This is a genomic window from Alsobacter ponti (assembly GCF_024294805.1).
Taxonomy (GTDB): domain Bacteria; phylum Pseudomonadota; class Alphaproteobacteria; order Rhizobiales; family Beijerinckiaceae; genus Alsobacter; species Alsobacter ponti.
Map to the genome: position 1 here is coordinate 1 of NZ_JANCLU010000009.1, position 14,288 is coordinate 14,288.

Here is a 14,288-nt window from a genome sequence, read left to right on the forward strand (position 1 = left end):
TCGGGCCGCGGCACGGTGGTGACGGGGCGCATCGAGCGCGGCGTGGTGAAGGTGGGCGAGGAGATCGAGATCATCGGCCTGCGCCCGACGATCAAGACGACGGTGACCGGCGTCGAGATGTTCCGCAAGCTGCTGGACCAGGGCGAGGCGGGCGACAACGTCGGCTGCCTGCTGCGCGGCACGAAGCGCGAGGAAGTGGAGCGCGGCCAGGTTCTGGCCAAGCCCGGCTCGGTGAAGCCGCACACGAAGTTCAAGGCCGAGGCGTACATCCTGACGAAGGAGGAGGGCGGTCGCCACACGCCGTTCTTCACCAACTACCGTCCGCAGTTCTACTTCCGCACGACGGACGTGACCGGGATGGTGAAGCTGCCCGAGGGCACCGAGATGGTGATGCCGGGCGACAACGTGACGATGGAAGTCGAGCTGATCGCGCCGATCGCCATGGAGGAGAAGCTGCGCTTCGCCATCCGTGAAGGCGGCCGCACCGTCGGCGCCGGCGTCGTCGCCTCGATCATCGCGTAACGAGAAGAGAGCGGGCGGCCCGGTAAGCCGGGCGCCCCGCTCGACCGGACGGGTCAACCCCGAGGGCACTGCAATGAACGGCCAGAACATCCGTATTCGTCTGAAAGCGTTCGATCATCGAATCCTCGATACTTCGACGCGCGAGATCGTCTCGACGGCGAAGCGGACCGGTGCGCAGGTTCGGGGTCCCATTCCCCTTCCGACGCGTATCGAAAAATTCACTGTGAACCGCTCGCCGCACATCGACAAGAAGTCGCGCGAGCAGTTCGAGATCCGCACACACAAGCGCGTTCTCGACATCCTCGACCCCACGCCCCAGACCGTCGACGCTTTGATGAAGCTCGACCTGGCGGCCGGCGTCGACGTCGAGATTAAGCTCTGAGTTGCGAGCGGGACACGGGGACCACCACAATGCGGTCAGGCGTCATCGCCCAGAAGCTTGGCATGACACGGATCTTCACGGATTCGGGTGAACACGTGCCGGTTACCGTTCTCAAGCTCGACCACTGCCAGGTGGTCGCGCACAGGACGGAAGAGAAGAACGGCTACACCGCGCTGCAGGTCGGCGTCGGCAAGGCCAAGGTGAAGAACGTCTCGAAGGCGGAGCGCGGCAGGTTCGCCGTGGCCAATGTCGAGCCGAAGCGCAAGCTCGCGGAGTTCCGCGTCGCCTCCGAGGATCTGATCCCGGTCGGCGCGGAGATCACGGCGGACCACTTCGTCGCTGGCCAGTTCGTCGACGTGACGGGCACCACGACGGGCAAGGGCTTCGCCGGCGGCATGAAGCGCTGGAACTTCGGCGGCCTTCGCGCCTCGCACGGCGTGTCGGTGTCGCACCGCTCGATCGGTTCGACCGGCGGCCGCCAGGATCCCGGCAAGACGTTCAAGAACAAGAAGATGCCCGGCCATCTCGGCGCCGAGCGCGTGACGACGCAGAACCTGCGCGTCGTGCAGACGGACGTCGAGCGCGGCCTGATCCTGGTCGAGGGCGCTGTCCCCGGCGTGAAGGGCGGCTGGATCTTCGTGCGGGACGCCGTCAAGCGCGCCCTGCCGAAGGACGCCCCCAAGCCCGGCGCGTTCCGGCTTTCGGGTCAGGACGGTGCGGCTCCGGTGACCGCGGAAGTGGAGAGCGTGTGATGAAGCTCGACGTCACGACCTTTGACGGCGGCTCGGCCGGTTCGGTCGACCTGTCGGACGAGATCTTCGGTCTCGAGCCGCGCCAGGATCTGATCCAGCGCTACGTGCTCTGGCAGCTCGCCAAGCGCCAGGCCGGCACGCACAAGACCAAGGGTCGCGCCGAGATCTGGCGCACCGGCAAGAAGCTGTACAAGCAGAAGGGCTCCGGCAACGCCCGCCACGGCTCGGCCCGCGTGCCGCAGTTCCGCGGCGGCGGTCGCGCCTTCGGCCCGGTGGTGCGCTCGCACGCCCACGACCTTCCCAAGAAGGTCCGCGCGCTGGCGCTGCGCCACGCCCTGTCGGCCAAGGCCCGCGACAACGCCATCGTGGTCGTCGACCAGGCCAGCGCGGCGGACCCGAAGACGAAGGCCCTGCGCGAGCGCTTCGGCAAGCTCGGTCTGGCCAGCGTTCTGGTGATCGACGGCGCCGAGGTGAACGCCAACTTCGCCCTGGCGGCGCGCAACATTCCGAACGTCGACGTGCTGCCCGTGCAGGGCATCAACGTCTACGACATCATCCGCCGCGAGAAGCTGGTGCTGACCAAGGCGGCCGTGGATGCGCTGGAGGCGCGCTTCAAATGAGCACCGATCCGCGTCACTACGACGTCATCGTCGGCCCGGTCATCACCGAGAAGGCGACGACGGCTTCCGAGCAGAACAAGGTGGTCTTCAAGGTTCGCAAGACAGCCTCCAAGCCGCAGATCAAGGCGGCCGTGGAGAAGCTCTTCGACGTGAAGGTCGAGAGCGTCAACACCCTCGTCCGCAAGGGCAAGGTGAAGCGCTTCAAGGGCACCGTTGGCCAGCAGTCGGACGTGAAGAAGGCGGTCGTGACCCTCGCCGAGGGCCACTCCATCGACGTCACCACCGGCCTGTGAGAGCCAGAGGATCAGGACCATGGCACTCAAGACCTACAAGCCCACGACCCCGAGCCTTCGCCAGCTCGTCATCGTCGACCGCAGCGAGCTCTACAAGGGCAAGCCGGTCAAGGCGCTGACCGAGGGCAAGTCCTCCAAGGGCGGCCGCAACAACTACGGCCGGATCACGGTCCGCTTCCGTGGCGGCGGCCACAAGCAGACCTACCGGGTCATCGACTTCAAGCGCCGCGGCAAGCTGGGCGTGACCGCCAAGGTGGAGCGGATCGAGTACGATCCCAACCGCACCGCGTTCATCGCACTGCTGCGCTACGCCGACGACACGCTCGCCTACATCCTGGCGCCGCAGCGCCTGTCGGCTGGTGACGAGGTGGTCGCGGGCGCGCAGGTCGACATCAAGCCCGGCAACGCCATGGAGATCGGCAACATCCCGGTCGGCACCATCGTCCACAACGTGGAGATGAAGATCGGGAAGGGCGGCACCATCGCCCGCTCGGCCGGCTCCTACGCGCAGATCGTCGGCCGCGACCAGGGCTACGTCATCCTTCGCCTGAACTCGGGCGAGCAGCGCCTGGTTCACGGCGGCTGCTTCGCCACGGTCGGCGCGGTGTCGAACCCGGACCACATGAACACCTCGATCGGCAAGGCCGGCCGCCAGCGCTGGCTGGGCCGTCGCCCGCACAATCGCGGCGTGACCATGAACCCGATCGACCATCCGCACGGCGGCGGCGAAGGCCGCACCTCGGGCGGCCGCCACCCGGTCACCCCGTGGGGCAAGCCGACCAAGGGCAAGAAGACTCGTTCCAACAAGCGGACCGACAGTTTCATCGTGTCGAGCCGCCACGCTCGCAAGAAGAAGTAAGGGGGTCGCGATGACTCGTTCCGTTTGGAAGGGCCCGTTCGTCGACGGCTACCTCCTGAAGAAGGCGGATGCCGCCCGCGCCTCGACGCGCTCGGAAGTGATCAAGATCTGGAGCCGTCGCTCCACGATCCTGCCCCAGTTCGTGGGCCTCACCTTCGGCGTGTACAACGGCCAGAAGCATGTCCCCGTCGCCGTCTCCGAGGAGATGGTCGGCCACAAGTTCGGCGAGTTCGCCCCGACCCGTACGTTCTACGGGCACGCGGCGGACAAGAAGGCCAAGAGGAAGTAAGGCGATGGGTAAGGCTGCTGCTCCCCGCTCGCTGCCCGAGAACGAAGCCAAGGCGGTCGCCCGCATGCTTCGCGTCTCGCCGCAGAAGCTGAACCTTGTTGCCGGGCTCATCCGCGGCAAGAAGGTCGCGAATGCCCTGGCCGATCTCGAGTTCTCGCAGAAGCGGATAGCCCGCGACGTGCGCAAGTGCCTCGAGAGCGCCATCGCCAACGCCGAGAACAACCACGACCTCGACGTCGACGATCTCGTCGTGGCGCAGGCCTTCGTGGGCAAGGCGCTGGTGATGAAGCGTTTCCACGCCCGCGCTCGCGGCCGCGCCGGCCGGGTCGAGAAGCCTTTCTCGAACCTGACCATCATCGTGCGCGAAGTCGAAGCGAAGGCCTGAGGAGAGAACAATGGGTCAGAAGGTCAATCCCATCGGCCTGCGCCTCGGCATCAACCGGACGTGGGACAGCCGCTGGGTCGCCGGCCGCGCCGAGTACGGGCAGCTGCTGCACGAGGATATCCGCATCCGCAAGGCGCTGATGAAGCTCCTGAAGCAGGCGGCGGTGTCGAAGATCGTCATCGAGCGTCCGCACCGTAAGTGCCGCGTCACGATCTACTCCGCCCGTCCGGGCGTGGTGATCGGCAAGAAGGGCGCGGACATCGAGAAGATGCGCAAGGCCGTGTCGAAGATGACCTCCTCGGAGGTCGTCATCAACATCGTCGAGGTGCGCAAGCCGGAGGTCGACGCGACGCTGGTCGCCGAGTCGATCGCCCAGCAGCTCGAGCGCCGCGTGGCGTTCCGCCGCGCCATGAAGCGGGCGGTGCAGTCCGCCATGCGTCTGGGCGCCGGCGGCATCCGCATCAACTGCTCGGGCCGTCTCGGCGGCGCTGAGATCGCGCGCCAGGAATGGTACCGCGAAGGTCGCGTTCCGCTGCACACGCTGCGCGCCGACGTCGACTATGGCGTGGCGACCGCGTTCACCACCTATGGCACGTGCGGCATCAAGGTCTGGATCTTCAAGGGCGAGATCCTTGAACACGACCCCATGGCCCAGGACAAGCGCATGGCCGACGACGGGGGCCCCCGTTCGGGTGGCGGCCGTCGCGAGCACGCTTCGTAAGTCGGGCCCGTGAGGAGGCTCAAACATGCTTCAGCCCAAGAAGACCAAGTTCCGCAAGCAGTTCAAGGGCCGCATCCACGGCGCCGCGAAGGGCGGATATAACCTCGACTTCGGCCAGTTCGGCCTGAAGGCGATGGAGCCGGAGCGCGTCACCGCCCGCCAGATCGAGGCGGCCCGTCGCGCTCTCACCCGCCACATGAAGCGCGCCGGCCGCGTCTGGATCCGCGTGTTCCCGGACGTGCCGGTGTCGTCGAAGCCGGCCGAAGTCCGCATGGGCAAGGGCAAGGGCGCGCCGGAGTTCTGGGCGTGCCGCATCCACCCCGGCCGCATCATGTTCGAGATCGACGGCGTGTCGCCGGAGCTGGCCCGCGAGGCGCTGACCCTCGCCGCCGCCAAGCTGCCGATCAAGACGCGCTTCATTCAGCGCATCGCCGAGTAAGGAGGGCACGATGAAGACCAAGCAGCGCGTGTCCGACCTTCGGACCATGTCGGCGGACCAGCTCCAGGACGAGCTGGTGAAGCTGAAGAAGGAACAGTTCAATCTGCGCTTCCAGAAGGCCACCGGCCAGCTGGAGAACGTGGCGCGGGTGAAGGAAGTGCGTCGCGACATCGCGCGCATCAAGACGACGGCGGCCGAAAAGGCCGCCGGCTCGAGCAAGGCCTGAGGAGAGACCGATGCCGAAGCGCATTCTGCAGGGCGTCGTCGTCAGCGACAAGCAGGACAAGACCGTTGTCGTGAAGGTCGAGCGCCGCTTCACGCACCCGCTTCTCAAGAAGACGGTGCGGCGGACGAAGAACTATCACGCCCACGACGAGGCGAATAAGTACAAGGTCGGGGACCAGGTGCGCATCCAGGAAGGCCGGCCCATGTCGAAATTGAAGACATGGGTGGTTGTGGAAGACGCCCAACCCGTCTAAAGAGTTCCTCCGCAACGTTCGTGGGGGGCCGCGCAAGCGGCCCTTCCGTTTGTTGCGTCATGCAAACGGGGGACGGAGATCCCCGTCAGGCGAAGTCCGGCAGCCATTCAAGTGCCGGAAACCGGTCTGAGACACAGAAAGGATCACGACCATGATCCAGATGCAGACGAATCTCGACGTGGCCGACAACTCCGGCGCCCGTCGCGTGATGTGCATCAAGGTTCTCGGCGGCTCCAAGCGCAAGTACGCTGGGGTCGGCGACGTTATCGTCGTCTCCGTGAAGGAGGCGATTCCGCGCGGCCGCGTGAAGAAGGGCGACGTCATGAAGGCGATCGTCGTTCGCACGGCCAAGGACATCCGCCGCGTGGACGGCTCGGTGATCCGCTTCGACCGCAACGCGGCCGTGCTGATCAACAACCAGAAAGAGCCGATCGGCACCCGCATCTTCGGGCCGGTTCCGCGCGAGCTGCGCGCCAAGAACCACATGAAGATCATTTCGCTGGCGCCCGAGGTGCTGTGATGGCTGCTAAGATCAAGAAGGGCGACAAGGTCGTCGTCATCACCGGGCGCGACGCCGGCAAGAGCGGCGAAGTCGTCAAGGTGATGCCCAAGGAGTCGCGCGCGCTCGTCCGCGGCGTGAACCTGGTCAAGAAGCACCAGAAGCAGACGCAGAACCAGGAAGGCGGGATCATCTCGAAAGAGGCGCCGATCCAGCTCTCCAACATCGCGATCGCCGACCCCAAGGACGGAAAGCCGACCCGCGTCGGTTTCCGCATTCTGGAGGACGGCCGCAAGGTGCGGTTCGCCAAGCGCTCGGGGGATCTGATCGATGGCTAACGAGATGCAGGCGGCCCAGGCGCCGCGCCTCAGGCAGGTTTACAACGACGTCGTGCGGCCGAAGCTCATCGAGGAGTTCGGCTACAAGAACATCATGGAAGTGCCGACCATCGAGAAGGTCGTCATCAACATGGGCGTCGGCGAGTCCACGGCGGACTCCAAGAAGGCGCAGGTGGCCGCGGCCGACCTCGCCCTGATCGCCGGCCAGAAGCCGGTCATCACCAAGGCCCGCAAGGCGATCGCGACCTTCAAGGTGCGCGAGAACATGCCGATCGGCTGCAAGGTGACGCTGCGCAAGACCCGGATGTACGAGTTCCTCGACCGTCTGGTGAACATCGCGCTCCCGCGCGTCCGCGACTTCCGGGGCCTCAACCCCAAGTCGTTCGACGGCCGCGGCAACTTTGCTCTCGGGATCAAGGAGCACCTGATCTTCCCCGAGATCAACTACGACAAGGCCGAGGCCGTGTGGGGCATGGACATCATCGTCTGCACCACCGCCAAGACCGACGACGAGGCCCGCGCTTTGCTGCGCGCCTTCAACTTCCCGTTCCGGCAGTAAGAGTTCGCTCTTAAACGCGGAAACCAGGAGAGACAGATGGCGAAGAAGAGCTCGATCGAGAAGAACAACCGCCGCCGCAAGCTGGTCAAGCAGTATGCCGGCAAGCGGGCGCGTCTGCTCGCGATCGCGAATGACGAATCCAAGTCCATGGAGGAGCGCTTCACGGCGCGCCTCAAGCTGGCGGAACTGCCACGCAACGCCAACCCGACCCGCGTCCGTAACCGGTGCGAAGTCACGGGGCGTCCGCGCGCCTACTACCGCAAGCTGAAGATGTCCCGTATCGCGCTGCGCGAGCTCGGCTCGCAGGGCGTGGTCCCGGGGCTCACCAAGTCGTCCTGGTAAGGAGGGTCGACCATGGCCATGAATGATCCCGTCGGCGATATGCTGACCCGCATCCGCAACGCGCAGATGCGTCGCAAGACCAAGGTGTCGACCCCCGGCTCGCGGCTGCGCGCCCGTGTCCTCGACGTGCTCGCGGCTGAAGGCTTCATCCGCGGTTACAGCACGACCGAGTACGGCAACGGCCGCTCCGAGTTCGAGATCGAGCTGAAGTACTTCGACGGCCAGCCGGTCATCCGCGAGATTTCGCGCGTGTCCAAGCCGGGCCGCCGCGTCTACTCGTCGGTGGGCGCCATGCCGCGCGTCGCCAACGGCCTCGGCATCACGATCCTCTCCACGCCGAAGGGCGTGATGGCGGATCACGAGGCTCGCGAGCAGAACGTGGGCGGCGAAGTGCTCTGCACGGTCTTCTGATCGTCCGGCAACGCAGACACGGGGAGACCAGAAATGTCTCGTATTGGTAAGAAGCCCGTCGCGATGCCCGCCGGCGTCACGGCCGCCGTCGACGGCAACCTCGTCAAGGTCAAGGGCGCGAAGGGCGAACTGTCGTTCCGCGCTCCCGACAATGTCGTGGTGTCGATGGAAGAGGGCGCCATCAAGGTTGCGCCGAAGGACGAGTCCCAGCGCGCCCGCGCGATGTGGGGCATGTCCCGCTCGCAGGTCGCCAACCTCGTCGAAGGCGTCACCAAGGGCTATGAGCGCAAGCTCGAGATCACCGGCGTCGGCTACAAGGCCGCGGTCGCCGGCAAGGTCCTCAAGCTGTCGCTCGGCTACAGCCACGACGTCGACTACGAGATCCCGGCCGGCATCGCCATCGCGACGCCCAAGCCGACGGAGATCGTGGTGACGGGCATCGACAAGCAGCGCGTCGGCCAGACCGCCGCCGAGATCCGCGAGTTCCGCGGTCCGGAGCCCTACCAGGGCAAGGGCGTTCGCTATGCCGGCGAATTCATCTTCCGCAAGGAAGGCAAGAAGAAGTAAGGGGCACGGGCCATGGCAAAGAATATCCAGGCCGCGGAGCGCCGCGTCGCCCGCGTGCGCCGCACGATCCGGAAGGCCGCGAACGGGCGTCCTCGCCTGTCGGTCTTCCGCTCGTCCAAGCAGATCTACGCGCAGGTCATCGACGACGCGCGCGGCGTGACGCTGGTCTCGGCCTCGACGGTCGAGAAGGACCTGCGCACCTCGCTGAAGACGGGCGCTGACGTGGAGGCCGCCAAGCTGGTGGGCAAGCTCGTCGCCGAGCGCGCCAAGCAGGCGGGCGTCACCCAGGTCGTCTTCGACCGCGGCGGCTACATGTATCACGGGCGCGTCAAGGCGCTCGCCGACGCCGCTCGCGAGGGCGGCCTCGACTTCTGAGAACGTCCGGTCCGCCTGGCGCGAGCCCGGCGGGCCGACCGGTTCAGGGCCCTGGCCGTCCGCGAGGGCGGCCTTTCGGCTCGGCCCCACGGGGCCTTCCTGAACTTCCCTGGGATCAAGCGAGCGGCGTCCGGGAACGGCGTCCGCGAAAGTGAGAGAATCCATGGCGAGAGAACCTCGTGAACGTCAGAACCGGGATCGCGAAGAGCGCGATTCCGAGTTCGTGGACCGCCTGGTCCATATCAACCGCGTCGCCAAGGTGGTGAAGGGCGGCCGTCGCTTCGGCTTCGCGGCCCTCGTCGTCGTCGGCGACCAGAAGGGCCGCGTCGGCTTCGGCCACGGCAAGGCCCGTGAAGTGCCGGAAGCCATCCGCAAGGCCACGGAAGCCGCCAAGCGCGGCCTGATCCGCGTGCCGCTGCGCGAAGGCCGCACGCTGCACCACGACGTCGCCGGCCGCCACGGCGCCGGCAAGGTCGTGCTGCGCGCCGCCCCGGCCGGCACCGGCATCATCGCCGGCGGCCCGATGCGCGCCGTCTTCGAGGCGCTGGGCATGCACGACGTGGTGTCCAAGTCGCTCGGCTCGTCGAACCCGTACAACCTGGTTCGCGCCACCTTCGACGCCCTGAAGCACGAGGACAGCCCGCGTTCGGTCGCGGCCCGTCGCGGCCTCAAGGTGTCCGTCCTGCAGGCCCGCCGCGGTGACGCGGACGGCGCCGGCGCCGACGCGTAAGGGAGGAAGCCATGGCAGACTCCAAGACCGTCACCGTCGAGCAGGTCGGCAGCCCGATCCGCCGCGAGGCGAGCCAGCGCGCGACGCTGGTGGGCCTCGGCCTCAACAAGCTCCACCGCCGCTCCACTCTCGTCGACACGCCCGCCGTCCGCGGGATGATCGCCAAGGTGGCGCACCTCGTGCGCGTCGTCGCCGACGACAGCCGCGCGAAGTGAGGAGGACACCGTCATGAAGCTGAACGACATTCGTGACAACGCGGGCGCCAAGAAGGGCCGCATGCGCGTCGGCCGGGGCATCGGCTCCGGCAAGGGCAAGACCGGCGGCCGCGGCGTCAAGGGTCAGAAGGCCCGCACCGGCGTGCGCGTCAAGGGCTTCGAGGGCGGCCAGATGCCGCTCTACCGTCGCCTGCCGAAGCGCGGGTTCTGGAACCCCTTCTCCAAGGATCTGAACGAGGTCAACCTCGGCCGCATCCAGGAGGCGCTGGACGCCAAGAAGCTGGACGCCTCGCAGCCGGTCACCGTCGAGGCGCTGGTCGCCGCCGGCGTGTGCTCCCGGGCCCGCGACGGCGTGAAGATCCTCGGCGTCGGCGAGCTCAAGGCGAAGCTGGCGTTCCAGGTCCACGGCGCCTCGAAGTCGGCCCAGGCCGCCATCGAGAAGCTTGGCGGCTCGCTCACGCTGCTCGCCCCCGCGGCGACGGAAGCGACGGCCTGATCCCTTCGGGGTCTCGTCGCAGAAACTCGATGCCGGGCGGCGGAGCGATCCGCTTCGCCCGGCTTTGCTTATCGGGGTCCGCGCGGACCCCCGCAGTCCCTCAGCGGAGCGCAGTATGGCATCGGCGGCTGAACAGCTTGCAGCGAACCTGAATTTCGGAGCCCTGGCCAAGGCCGAGGACCTGAAGAAGCGCATCTGGTTCACCCTCGGCGCGCTTCTGGTCTACCGGCTCGGCACCTACATCCCGCTGCCGGGCATCAACATCGACGCGCTCGCCGACATCTTCAAGCAGCAGTCCCAGGGCGTGCTGGGCCTGTTCAACATGTTCTCGGGCGGCGCCGTCGGCCGTCTGGCGATCTTCGCCCTGAACATCATGCCGTACATCTCGGCGTCGATCATCATCCAGCTGCTCACCTCCGTGGTGCCGACGCTGGAGGCGCTGAAGAAGGAAGGCGAGAGCGGCCGCAAGGTCATCAACCAGTACACGCGCTATCTCACCGTGGTGCTGGCGACCTTCCAGGCCTACGGCATCGCGGTCGGCCTCGAAGGCTCGGCCAGCGTCGTCGCCGATCCGGGCATGTTCTTCCGCATCTCGACCACGATCACGCTGGTCGGCGGCACCATGTTCCTGATGTGGCTGGGCGAGCAGATCACCGCGCGCGGCATCGGCAACGGCTCGTCGCTCATCATCTTCGCCGGCATCGTGGCCGAGTTGCCCTCCGCCATCGCGGGCACGCTCGAACTCGGCCGGCAGGGCGCGGTCTCGACCGCGCTGATCCTGGCGGTCATCGTCATGGCCGTGGCGGTCATCGCCTTCATCGTGTTCATGGAGCGCGCCCAGCGTCGGCTGCTGATCAACTATCCGAAGCGGCAGGTCGGCAACCGCGTCTACGAGGGGCAGTCCTCGTTCCTGCCGCTCAAGCTGAACACGTCGGGCGTCATCCCGCCGATCTTCGCGTCGTCGCTGCTGCTGCTGCCCACCACCATCGCGGGCTTCTCCGCGCAGAACGATCCGGGCGGCGTGCTCGGCGTCGTGGCCGCCTATCTCGGTCACGGCCGGCCGCTCTACATGGTCCTCTACGCGGCGCTGATCATCTTCTTCGCCTTCTTCTACACGGCCATCGTCTTCAACCCGACGGAGACGGCGGACAATCTGAAGAAGCATGGCGGCTTCATCCCCGGCATCCGCCCGGGCGAGCGGACGGCCGAGTTCATCGACAAGACGCTGGCGCGCATCACGGTGCTGGGCGCGGGCTACCTCGTCCTGATCTGCCTCTTGCCCGAACTGCTGATATCGCAGGCCGCGCTTCCGTTCTATTTCGGTGGGACGTCGCTGCTCATCGTGGTGAGCGTCACGATGGACACCGTGGCCCAGGTCCACGGCCATCTGCTCGCGCACCAGTACGAGGGGCTTGTGAAGAAGGCCAAGCTGCGGGGGAAGCGTAGGTGAGACTCATCCTGTTGGGACCGCCGGGGGCGGGGAAGGGGACCCAGGCGGTCCGGCTCGTCGAGAAGCACGGAATTCCGCAGCTCTCGACCGGCGACATGCTGCGGGCGGCCGTGGCGGCCGGCACTCCGGTGGGCCTTCAGGCCAAGGCGGTGATGGAGTCGGGAGGCCTCGTTCCCGACGAGGTCGTCATCGGCATCGTCGCCGACCGGATCGAGGAGGCGGACGCCCGGAAGGGCTTCATTCTCGACGGCTTCCCGCGCACCGTGGCCCAGGCCGAGGCTCTCGACAGGATGCTCGCGGCGAAGGGGCTCAAGCTCGACGCCGTGCTGGAACTGGTCGTCGACCAGGACGCGCTGGTCCACCGCATCGTGCGCCGCGCCGAGGAGGCCAGGGCCGCCGGCCAGCCGGTGCGCAAGGATGACGACCCAGAGGTCTTCAAGACCCGGCTCGCCGCCTACAACCGCGACACCGCCGTGGTCGGCCCGTATTACGAGAAGACCGGCCGACTCAAGACGATCGACGGCATGCAGCCGATCGACTCTGTCAGCGAGGCGATGAACCGGGCGCTAGGCGGCTGAAGATCGACGCCTGCGCGAAATGAGAAGAGCCGGGCTTCGCGCCCGGCTCTTGCGTATTGGGAGATGCCATCAGCTCATATCGACAGGCGTTCGCCGTCCGGGAGGCGGCTTCCGCGGCGCGAGGAAAAACTTGCCGTCCTTGCAGGACAGTGTCTTGCCGAGAAAATAGTCGACCTGAGCGTCGACCGCGAAGAAGACGACGTTCCAGCCAGCGATCCTGGTCCACATATCCGCCGGAATCGATGCGAACTGCTTTGCGGTATAGAAGCTCGTCACCAGAATCGGCTTCAACGTGTTGACTTCTCGCCAGTTATTGTCGAGCAACCCGCCGAGCATCAGGACGACAGCGACGCCGGGTTCCCCAACCGCATCGGCGAATTCGCGCGCCAATTTCTCCAACGGCTCGCGGGTTTCGGGATCGAAGGTGAAGGTCCGATGGACCTCGGCTCTCGTCATGATCACCACCTCGGCTTGTTGCTGTTGAGGATCGTGCCGTGGATAACGGCTGCGGATGGAGCCCAGTCAGGACACGACAAATTCACAGGGCCCGGCACAATCACGGCCCCAAAGTCGAAACGATAGACGCAGTAGCGTCCTCCTGAGTAGGGAAGCTCCGCGACAAGATTGGAGAGGCGCGACGAAACTCGCTGGTAACCGGGGCTGTGGTTCCCCGCCCCTCCGCTGGGCAGCCCGCCGCTCAGCGTCCACTGCCCTCCACCCGGCTGCCCGGATGGAACACGGGGCTGCAAAGGGCTGAATTTATTCGATCGCCGGGCGCTCGTTCGAGAAAGAACAGTCGTCACTTGCAAACTCCGATATCAAATGAAATCCATGATAGGAAAAAAAGCCAAGCAGTCAAGCTTCACTCACAGTCCGGCTGAGCCGCGGTATGCCTTTCGCCTTGACTCCCCCGCTGCGATCCCTTAACGAGCGGCCATCCGGTCGCAGGGTTGGACGCCGAGGCCTCGGGAACGAGGCATGCGGCGTCGTTTGCTTTGCGAACGACCGCGCAGGGGCCGGCCTCCACCGGACGCGCGGGACACACGAACCGCCGGGGCGACCCGGCCGACATGGAGACGGCAATGGCCCGTATCGCAGGCGTCAACATCCCGACCAACAAGCGCGTCGTCATCGCGCTGCAGTACATCCACGGCATCGGCGCCAAGAAGGCCGAGGAGATCACCACCGCGATCGGAATCCCGAGCGAGCGTCGCGTCAACCAGCTGACCGACAACGAGGTGCTCCAGATCCGCGAGATGATCGACCGCGACTACATCGTCGAGGGCGACCTGCGCCGCGAAGTGGCGATGAACATCAAGCGCCTGATGGACCTGGGTGCTTATCGCGGCCTGCGTCACCGCCGCAACCTGCCGGTCCGCGGCCAGCGCACGCACACCAATGCGCGCACCCGCAAGGGCAAGTCCAAGCCGATCGCCGGCAAGAAGAAGTAATTCGGCCCGCAAGGGTTCGATGGCGCGGCGCGGGCTCGTCCCGCCGCGCCGGTTCGACCACCTCCATCCCGAGCGCCTGGTGGAACGGGCGCGACCGAAGGATCTGACATATGGCTAAAGAAGCGACCCGCGTCCGCCGCCGCGAACGCAAGAACATCGTGTCGGGCATCGCCCACGTGAACGCCTCGTTCAACAACACGATGATCACCATCACGGACGCGCAGGGCAACACAATCGCCTGGTCGTCGGCCGGCACCATGGGGTTCAAGGGCTCGCGCAAGTCGACGCCTTACGCCGCGCAGGTCGCGGCCGAGGACGCCGGCCGCAAGGCGGCCGAGCACGGCATGCGCACGCTGGAGGTCGAGGTCTCCGGACCCGGTTCGGGCCGCGAGTCGGCGCTGCGCGCCCTGCAGGCGGGCGGCTTCACCGTCACCTCTATCCGCGACGTCACGCCGATCCCGCACAACGGCTGCCGGCCGCGCAAGCGCCGTCGCGTCTGACGCCGCCGCTTTCAGCGCTTCCCGCGCCGACGGGCG

Annotated in this window: 27 protein-coding genes; 26 read left to right on the plus strand and 1 reads right to left on the minus strand. The window is 66.6% G+C overall.

The annotated features are described in order from the left end of the window. From NK718_RS10665 to NK718_RS10780, 24 genes are all read left to right on the plus strand, one after another. A partial coding sequence (locus NK718_RS10665) for an EF-Tu C-terminal domain-related protein (protein ID WP_254741604.1) occupies positions 1–522 on the plus strand: 522 nt, incomplete at its 5' end. A 73-nt stretch (positions 523–595) separates the two neighbouring features. Further along, positions 596–904, plus strand: a complete 309-nt coding sequence (gene rpsJ / locus NK718_RS10670) for a 30S ribosomal protein S10 (protein ID WP_254741608.1) — start codon at positions 596–598, stop codon at positions 902–904. A gap of 29 nt (positions 905–933) precedes the next feature. Then, positions 934–1,656, plus strand: a complete 723-nt coding sequence (gene rplC, locus NK718_RS10675; RefSeq protein ID WP_254741611.1) for a 50S ribosomal protein L3 — start codon at positions 934–936, stop codon at positions 1,654–1,656. Further along, positions 1,656–2,276 (plus strand): 50S ribosomal protein L4, encoded by a 621-nt coding sequence (rplD, locus tag NK718_RS10680; RefSeq protein ID WP_254741614.1) that lies wholly within the window; start codon positions 1,656–1,658, stop codon positions 2,274–2,276. Before rplC ends, rplD begins: the two co-directional genes overlap by 1 nt. Next, a complete protein-coding gene (locus tag NK718_RS10685) occupies positions 2,273–2,569 on the plus strand; it encodes a 50S ribosomal protein L23 (RefSeq protein WP_254741617.1) in 297 nt (98 codons plus the stop codon). Before rplD ends, NK718_RS10685 begins: the two co-directional genes overlap by 4 nt. A gap of 19 nt (positions 2,570–2,588) precedes the next feature. Next, entirely contained in the window at positions 2,589–3,428 is an 840-nt protein-coding gene (rplB, locus tag NK718_RS10690; protein ID WP_254741620.1) for a 50S ribosomal protein L2, read from the plus strand. Positions 3,429–3,438: 10 nt separating this feature from the next. Then, positions 3,439–3,717, plus strand: coding sequence for a 30S ribosomal protein S19 (gene rpsS / locus NK718_RS10695; protein WP_254741623.1), 279 nt, complete (start codon positions 3,439–3,441; stop codon positions 3,715–3,717). Positions 3,718–3,721: 4 nt separating this feature from the next. Next, positions 3,722–4,102: a 50S ribosomal protein L22 gene (gene rplV / locus NK718_RS10700; RefSeq protein ID WP_254741626.1), complete on the plus strand. Its 381-nt coding sequence runs from the start codon at positions 3,722–3,724 to the stop codon at positions 4,100–4,102. A 10-nt stretch (positions 4,103–4,112) separates the two neighbouring features. Beyond that, positions 4,113–4,823 carry a 30S ribosomal protein S3 gene (rpsC, locus tag NK718_RS10705; protein ID WP_254741629.1) on the plus strand — a complete coding sequence of 237 codons (711 nt, stop codon included), beginning with the start codon at positions 4,113–4,115 and terminating at the stop codon, positions 4,821–4,823. A 25-nt stretch (positions 4,824–4,848) separates the two neighbouring features. Further along, complete coding sequence (gene rplP, locus NK718_RS10710; protein ID WP_254741632.1) at positions 4,849–5,262, plus strand: 50S ribosomal protein L16; 414 nt, start codon at positions 4,849–4,851, stop codon at positions 5,260–5,262. Between the two features lie 10 nt (positions 5,263–5,272). Further along, positions 5,273–5,488 (plus strand): 50S ribosomal protein L29, encoded by a 216-nt coding sequence (gene rpmC / locus NK718_RS10715; RefSeq protein ID WP_254741635.1) that lies wholly within the window; start codon positions 5,273–5,275, stop codon positions 5,486–5,488. A gap of 10 nt (positions 5,489–5,498) precedes the next feature. Next, positions 5,499–5,741 carry a 30S ribosomal protein S17 gene (rpsQ, locus tag NK718_RS10720; RefSeq protein WP_254741638.1) on the plus strand — a complete coding sequence of 81 codons (243 nt, stop codon included), beginning with the start codon at positions 5,499–5,501 and terminating at the stop codon, positions 5,739–5,741. Between the two features lie 151 nt (positions 5,742–5,892). Further along, positions 5,893–6,261, plus strand: a complete 369-nt coding sequence (gene rplN, locus NK718_RS10725) for a 50S ribosomal protein L14 (protein ID WP_254741641.1) — start codon at positions 5,893–5,895, stop codon at positions 6,259–6,261. Further along, complete coding sequence (rplX, locus tag NK718_RS10730; RefSeq protein ID WP_254741644.1) at positions 6,261–6,578, plus strand: 50S ribosomal protein L24; 318 nt, start codon at positions 6,261–6,263, stop codon at positions 6,576–6,578. Before rplN ends, rplX begins: the two co-directional genes overlap by 1 nt. Further along, a complete protein-coding gene (gene rplE, locus NK718_RS10735; RefSeq protein ID WP_254741647.1) occupies positions 6,571–7,137 on the plus strand; it encodes a 50S ribosomal protein L5 in 567 nt (188 codons plus the stop codon). Before rplX ends, rplE begins: the two co-directional genes overlap by 8 nt. Positions 7,138–7,173: 36 nt before the next feature. Then, a complete protein-coding gene (gene rpsN / locus NK718_RS10740) occupies positions 7,174–7,479 on the plus strand; it encodes a 30S ribosomal protein S14 (protein WP_254741650.1) in 306 nt (101 codons plus the stop codon). A 12-nt stretch (positions 7,480–7,491) separates the two neighbouring features. After that, positions 7,492–7,890, plus strand: a complete 399-nt coding sequence (gene rpsH / locus NK718_RS10745; RefSeq protein ID WP_254741653.1) for a 30S ribosomal protein S8 — start codon at positions 7,492–7,494, stop codon at positions 7,888–7,890. A 33-nt stretch (positions 7,891–7,923) separates the two neighbouring features. After that, positions 7,924–8,457, plus strand: a complete 534-nt coding sequence (gene rplF, locus NK718_RS10750; protein WP_254741656.1) for a 50S ribosomal protein L6 — start codon at positions 7,924–7,926, stop codon at positions 8,455–8,457. Positions 8,458–8,469: 12 nt separating this feature from the next. Next, a complete protein-coding gene (gene rplR, locus NK718_RS10755; protein ID WP_254741659.1) occupies positions 8,470–8,832 on the plus strand; it encodes a 50S ribosomal protein L18 in 363 nt (120 codons plus the stop codon). A 163-nt stretch (positions 8,833–8,995) separates the two neighbouring features. Continuing rightward, complete coding sequence (gene rpsE, locus NK718_RS10760) at positions 8,996–9,562, plus strand: 30S ribosomal protein S5 (protein WP_254741662.1); 567 nt, start codon at positions 8,996–8,998, stop codon at positions 9,560–9,562. Positions 9,563–9,573: 11 nt separating this feature from the next. Continuing rightward, on the plus strand, positions 9,574–9,777 hold the full coding sequence (rpmD, locus tag NK718_RS10765; RefSeq protein WP_254741665.1) for a 50S ribosomal protein L30: 204 nt from the start codon (positions 9,574–9,576) through the stop codon (positions 9,775–9,777). A 13-nt stretch (positions 9,778–9,790) separates the two neighbouring features. Then, on the plus strand, positions 9,791–10,273 hold the full coding sequence (rplO, locus tag NK718_RS10770; protein WP_254741668.1) for a 50S ribosomal protein L15: 483 nt from the start codon (positions 9,791–9,793) through the stop codon (positions 10,271–10,273). Between the two features lie 115 nt (positions 10,274–10,388). Next, positions 10,389–11,723 carry a preprotein translocase subunit SecY gene (secY, locus tag NK718_RS10775; protein ID WP_254741671.1) on the plus strand — a complete coding sequence of 445 codons (1,335 nt, stop codon included), beginning with the start codon at positions 10,389–10,391 and terminating at the stop codon, positions 11,721–11,723. Then, positions 11,720–12,301 carry an adenylate kinase gene (locus tag NK718_RS10780; protein WP_254741674.1) on the plus strand — a complete coding sequence of 194 codons (582 nt, stop codon included), beginning with the start codon at positions 11,720–11,722 and terminating at the stop codon, positions 12,299–12,301. The genes secY and NK718_RS10780 overlap by 4 nt, the downstream gene beginning before the upstream one ends. Before the next feature lie 69 nt (positions 12,302–12,370). On the opposite strand, the gene NK718_RS10785 is transcribed toward NK718_RS10780, so the two are convergent. Further along, complete coding sequence (locus NK718_RS10785; RefSeq protein WP_254741677.1) at positions 12,371–12,757, minus strand: hypothetical protein; 387 nt, start codon at positions 12,755–12,757, stop codon at positions 12,371–12,373. A 626-nt stretch (positions 12,758–13,383) separates the two neighbouring features. Here NK718_RS10785 and rpsM point away from each other — a divergent pair. Together rpsM and rpsK are read left to right on the plus strand one after the other, a co-directional pair. Further along, the gene (gene rpsM / locus NK718_RS10790; protein WP_254741680.1) at positions 13,384–13,752 is read left to right on the plus strand and encodes a 30S ribosomal protein S13; all 369 of its coding nucleotides are present in this window, start codon (positions 13,384–13,386) and stop codon (positions 13,750–13,752) included. A gap of 110 nt (positions 13,753–13,862) precedes the next feature. Continuing rightward, positions 13,863–14,252, plus strand: coding sequence for a 30S ribosomal protein S11 (gene rpsK / locus NK718_RS10795; RefSeq protein ID WP_254741683.1), 390 nt, complete (start codon positions 13,863–13,865; stop codon positions 14,250–14,252). Positions 14,253–14,288: the final 36 nt, after the last annotated feature.

Excerpts from the sequence above, each read along its gene's own strand:
- rpsJ (WP_254741608.1), top strand. The coding sequence starts at position 596 with ATGAACGGCCAGAACATCCGTATTCGTCTGAAAGCGTTCGATCATCGA.
- rplC (WP_254741611.1), top strand. The coding sequence starts at position 934 with ATGCGGTCAGGCGTCATCGCCCAGAAGCTTGGCATGACACGGATCTTC.
- rplD (WP_254741614.1), top strand. The coding sequence starts at position 1,656 with ATGAAGCTCGACGTCACGACCTTTGACGGCGGCTCGGCCGGTTCGGTC.
- NK718_RS10685 (WP_254741617.1), top strand. The coding sequence starts at position 2,273 with ATGAGCACCGATCCGCGTCACTACGACGTCATCGTCGGCCCGGTCATC.
- rplB (WP_254741620.1), top strand. The coding sequence starts at position 2,589 with ATGGCACTCAAGACCTACAAGCCCACGACCCCGAGCCTTCGCCAGCTC.
- rpsS (WP_254741623.1), top strand. The coding sequence starts at position 3,439 with ATGACTCGTTCCGTTTGGAAGGGCCCGTTCGTCGACGGCTACCTCCTG.
- rplV (WP_254741626.1), top strand. The coding sequence starts at position 3,722 with ATGGGTAAGGCTGCTGCTCCCCGCTCGCTGCCCGAGAACGAAGCCAAG.
- rpsC (WP_254741629.1), top strand. The coding sequence starts at position 4,113 with ATGGGTCAGAAGGTCAATCCCATCGGCCTGCGCCTCGGCATCAACCGG.
- rplP (WP_254741632.1), top strand. The coding sequence starts at position 4,849 with ATGCTTCAGCCCAAGAAGACCAAGTTCCGCAAGCAGTTCAAGGGCCGC.
- rpmC (WP_254741635.1), top strand. The coding sequence starts at position 5,273 with ATGAAGACCAAGCAGCGCGTGTCCGACCTTCGGACCATGTCGGCGGAC.
- rpsQ (WP_254741638.1), top strand. The coding sequence starts at position 5,499 with ATGCCGAAGCGCATTCTGCAGGGCGTCGTCGTCAGCGACAAGCAGGAC.
- rplN (WP_254741641.1), top strand. The coding sequence starts at position 5,893 with ATGATCCAGATGCAGACGAATCTCGACGTGGCCGACAACTCCGGCGCC.
- rplX (WP_254741644.1), top strand. The coding sequence starts at position 6,261 with ATGGCTGCTAAGATCAAGAAGGGCGACAAGGTCGTCGTCATCACCGGG.
- rplE (WP_254741647.1), top strand. The coding sequence starts at position 6,571 with ATGGCTAACGAGATGCAGGCGGCCCAGGCGCCGCGCCTCAGGCAGGTT.
- rpsN (WP_254741650.1), top strand. The coding sequence starts at position 7,174 with ATGGCGAAGAAGAGCTCGATCGAGAAGAACAACCGCCGCCGCAAGCTG.
- rpsH (WP_254741653.1), top strand. The coding sequence starts at position 7,492 with ATGGCCATGAATGATCCCGTCGGCGATATGCTGACCCGCATCCGCAAC.
- rplF (WP_254741656.1), top strand. The coding sequence starts at position 7,924 with ATGTCTCGTATTGGTAAGAAGCCCGTCGCGATGCCCGCCGGCGTCACG.
- rplR (WP_254741659.1), top strand. The coding sequence starts at position 8,470 with ATGGCAAAGAATATCCAGGCCGCGGAGCGCCGCGTCGCCCGCGTGCGC.
- rpsE (WP_254741662.1), top strand. The coding sequence starts at position 8,996 with ATGGCGAGAGAACCTCGTGAACGTCAGAACCGGGATCGCGAAGAGCGC.
- rpmD (WP_254741665.1), top strand. The coding sequence starts at position 9,574 with ATGGCAGACTCCAAGACCGTCACCGTCGAGCAGGTCGGCAGCCCGATC.
- rplO (WP_254741668.1), top strand. The coding sequence starts at position 9,791 with ATGAAGCTGAACGACATTCGTGACAACGCGGGCGCCAAGAAGGGCCGC.
- secY (WP_254741671.1), top strand. The coding sequence starts at position 10,389 with ATGGCATCGGCGGCTGAACAGCTTGCAGCGAACCTGAATTTCGGAGCC.
- NK718_RS10785 (WP_254741677.1), bottom strand. The coding sequence starts at position 12,757 with ATGACGAGAGCCGAGGTCCATCGGACCTTCACCTTCGATCCCGAAACC.
- rpsM (WP_254741680.1), top strand. The coding sequence starts at position 13,384 with ATGGCCCGTATCGCAGGCGTCAACATCCCGACCAACAAGCGCGTCGTC.
- rpsK (WP_254741683.1), top strand. The coding sequence starts at position 13,863 with ATGGCTAAAGAAGCGACCCGCGTCCGCCGCCGCGAACGCAAGAACATC.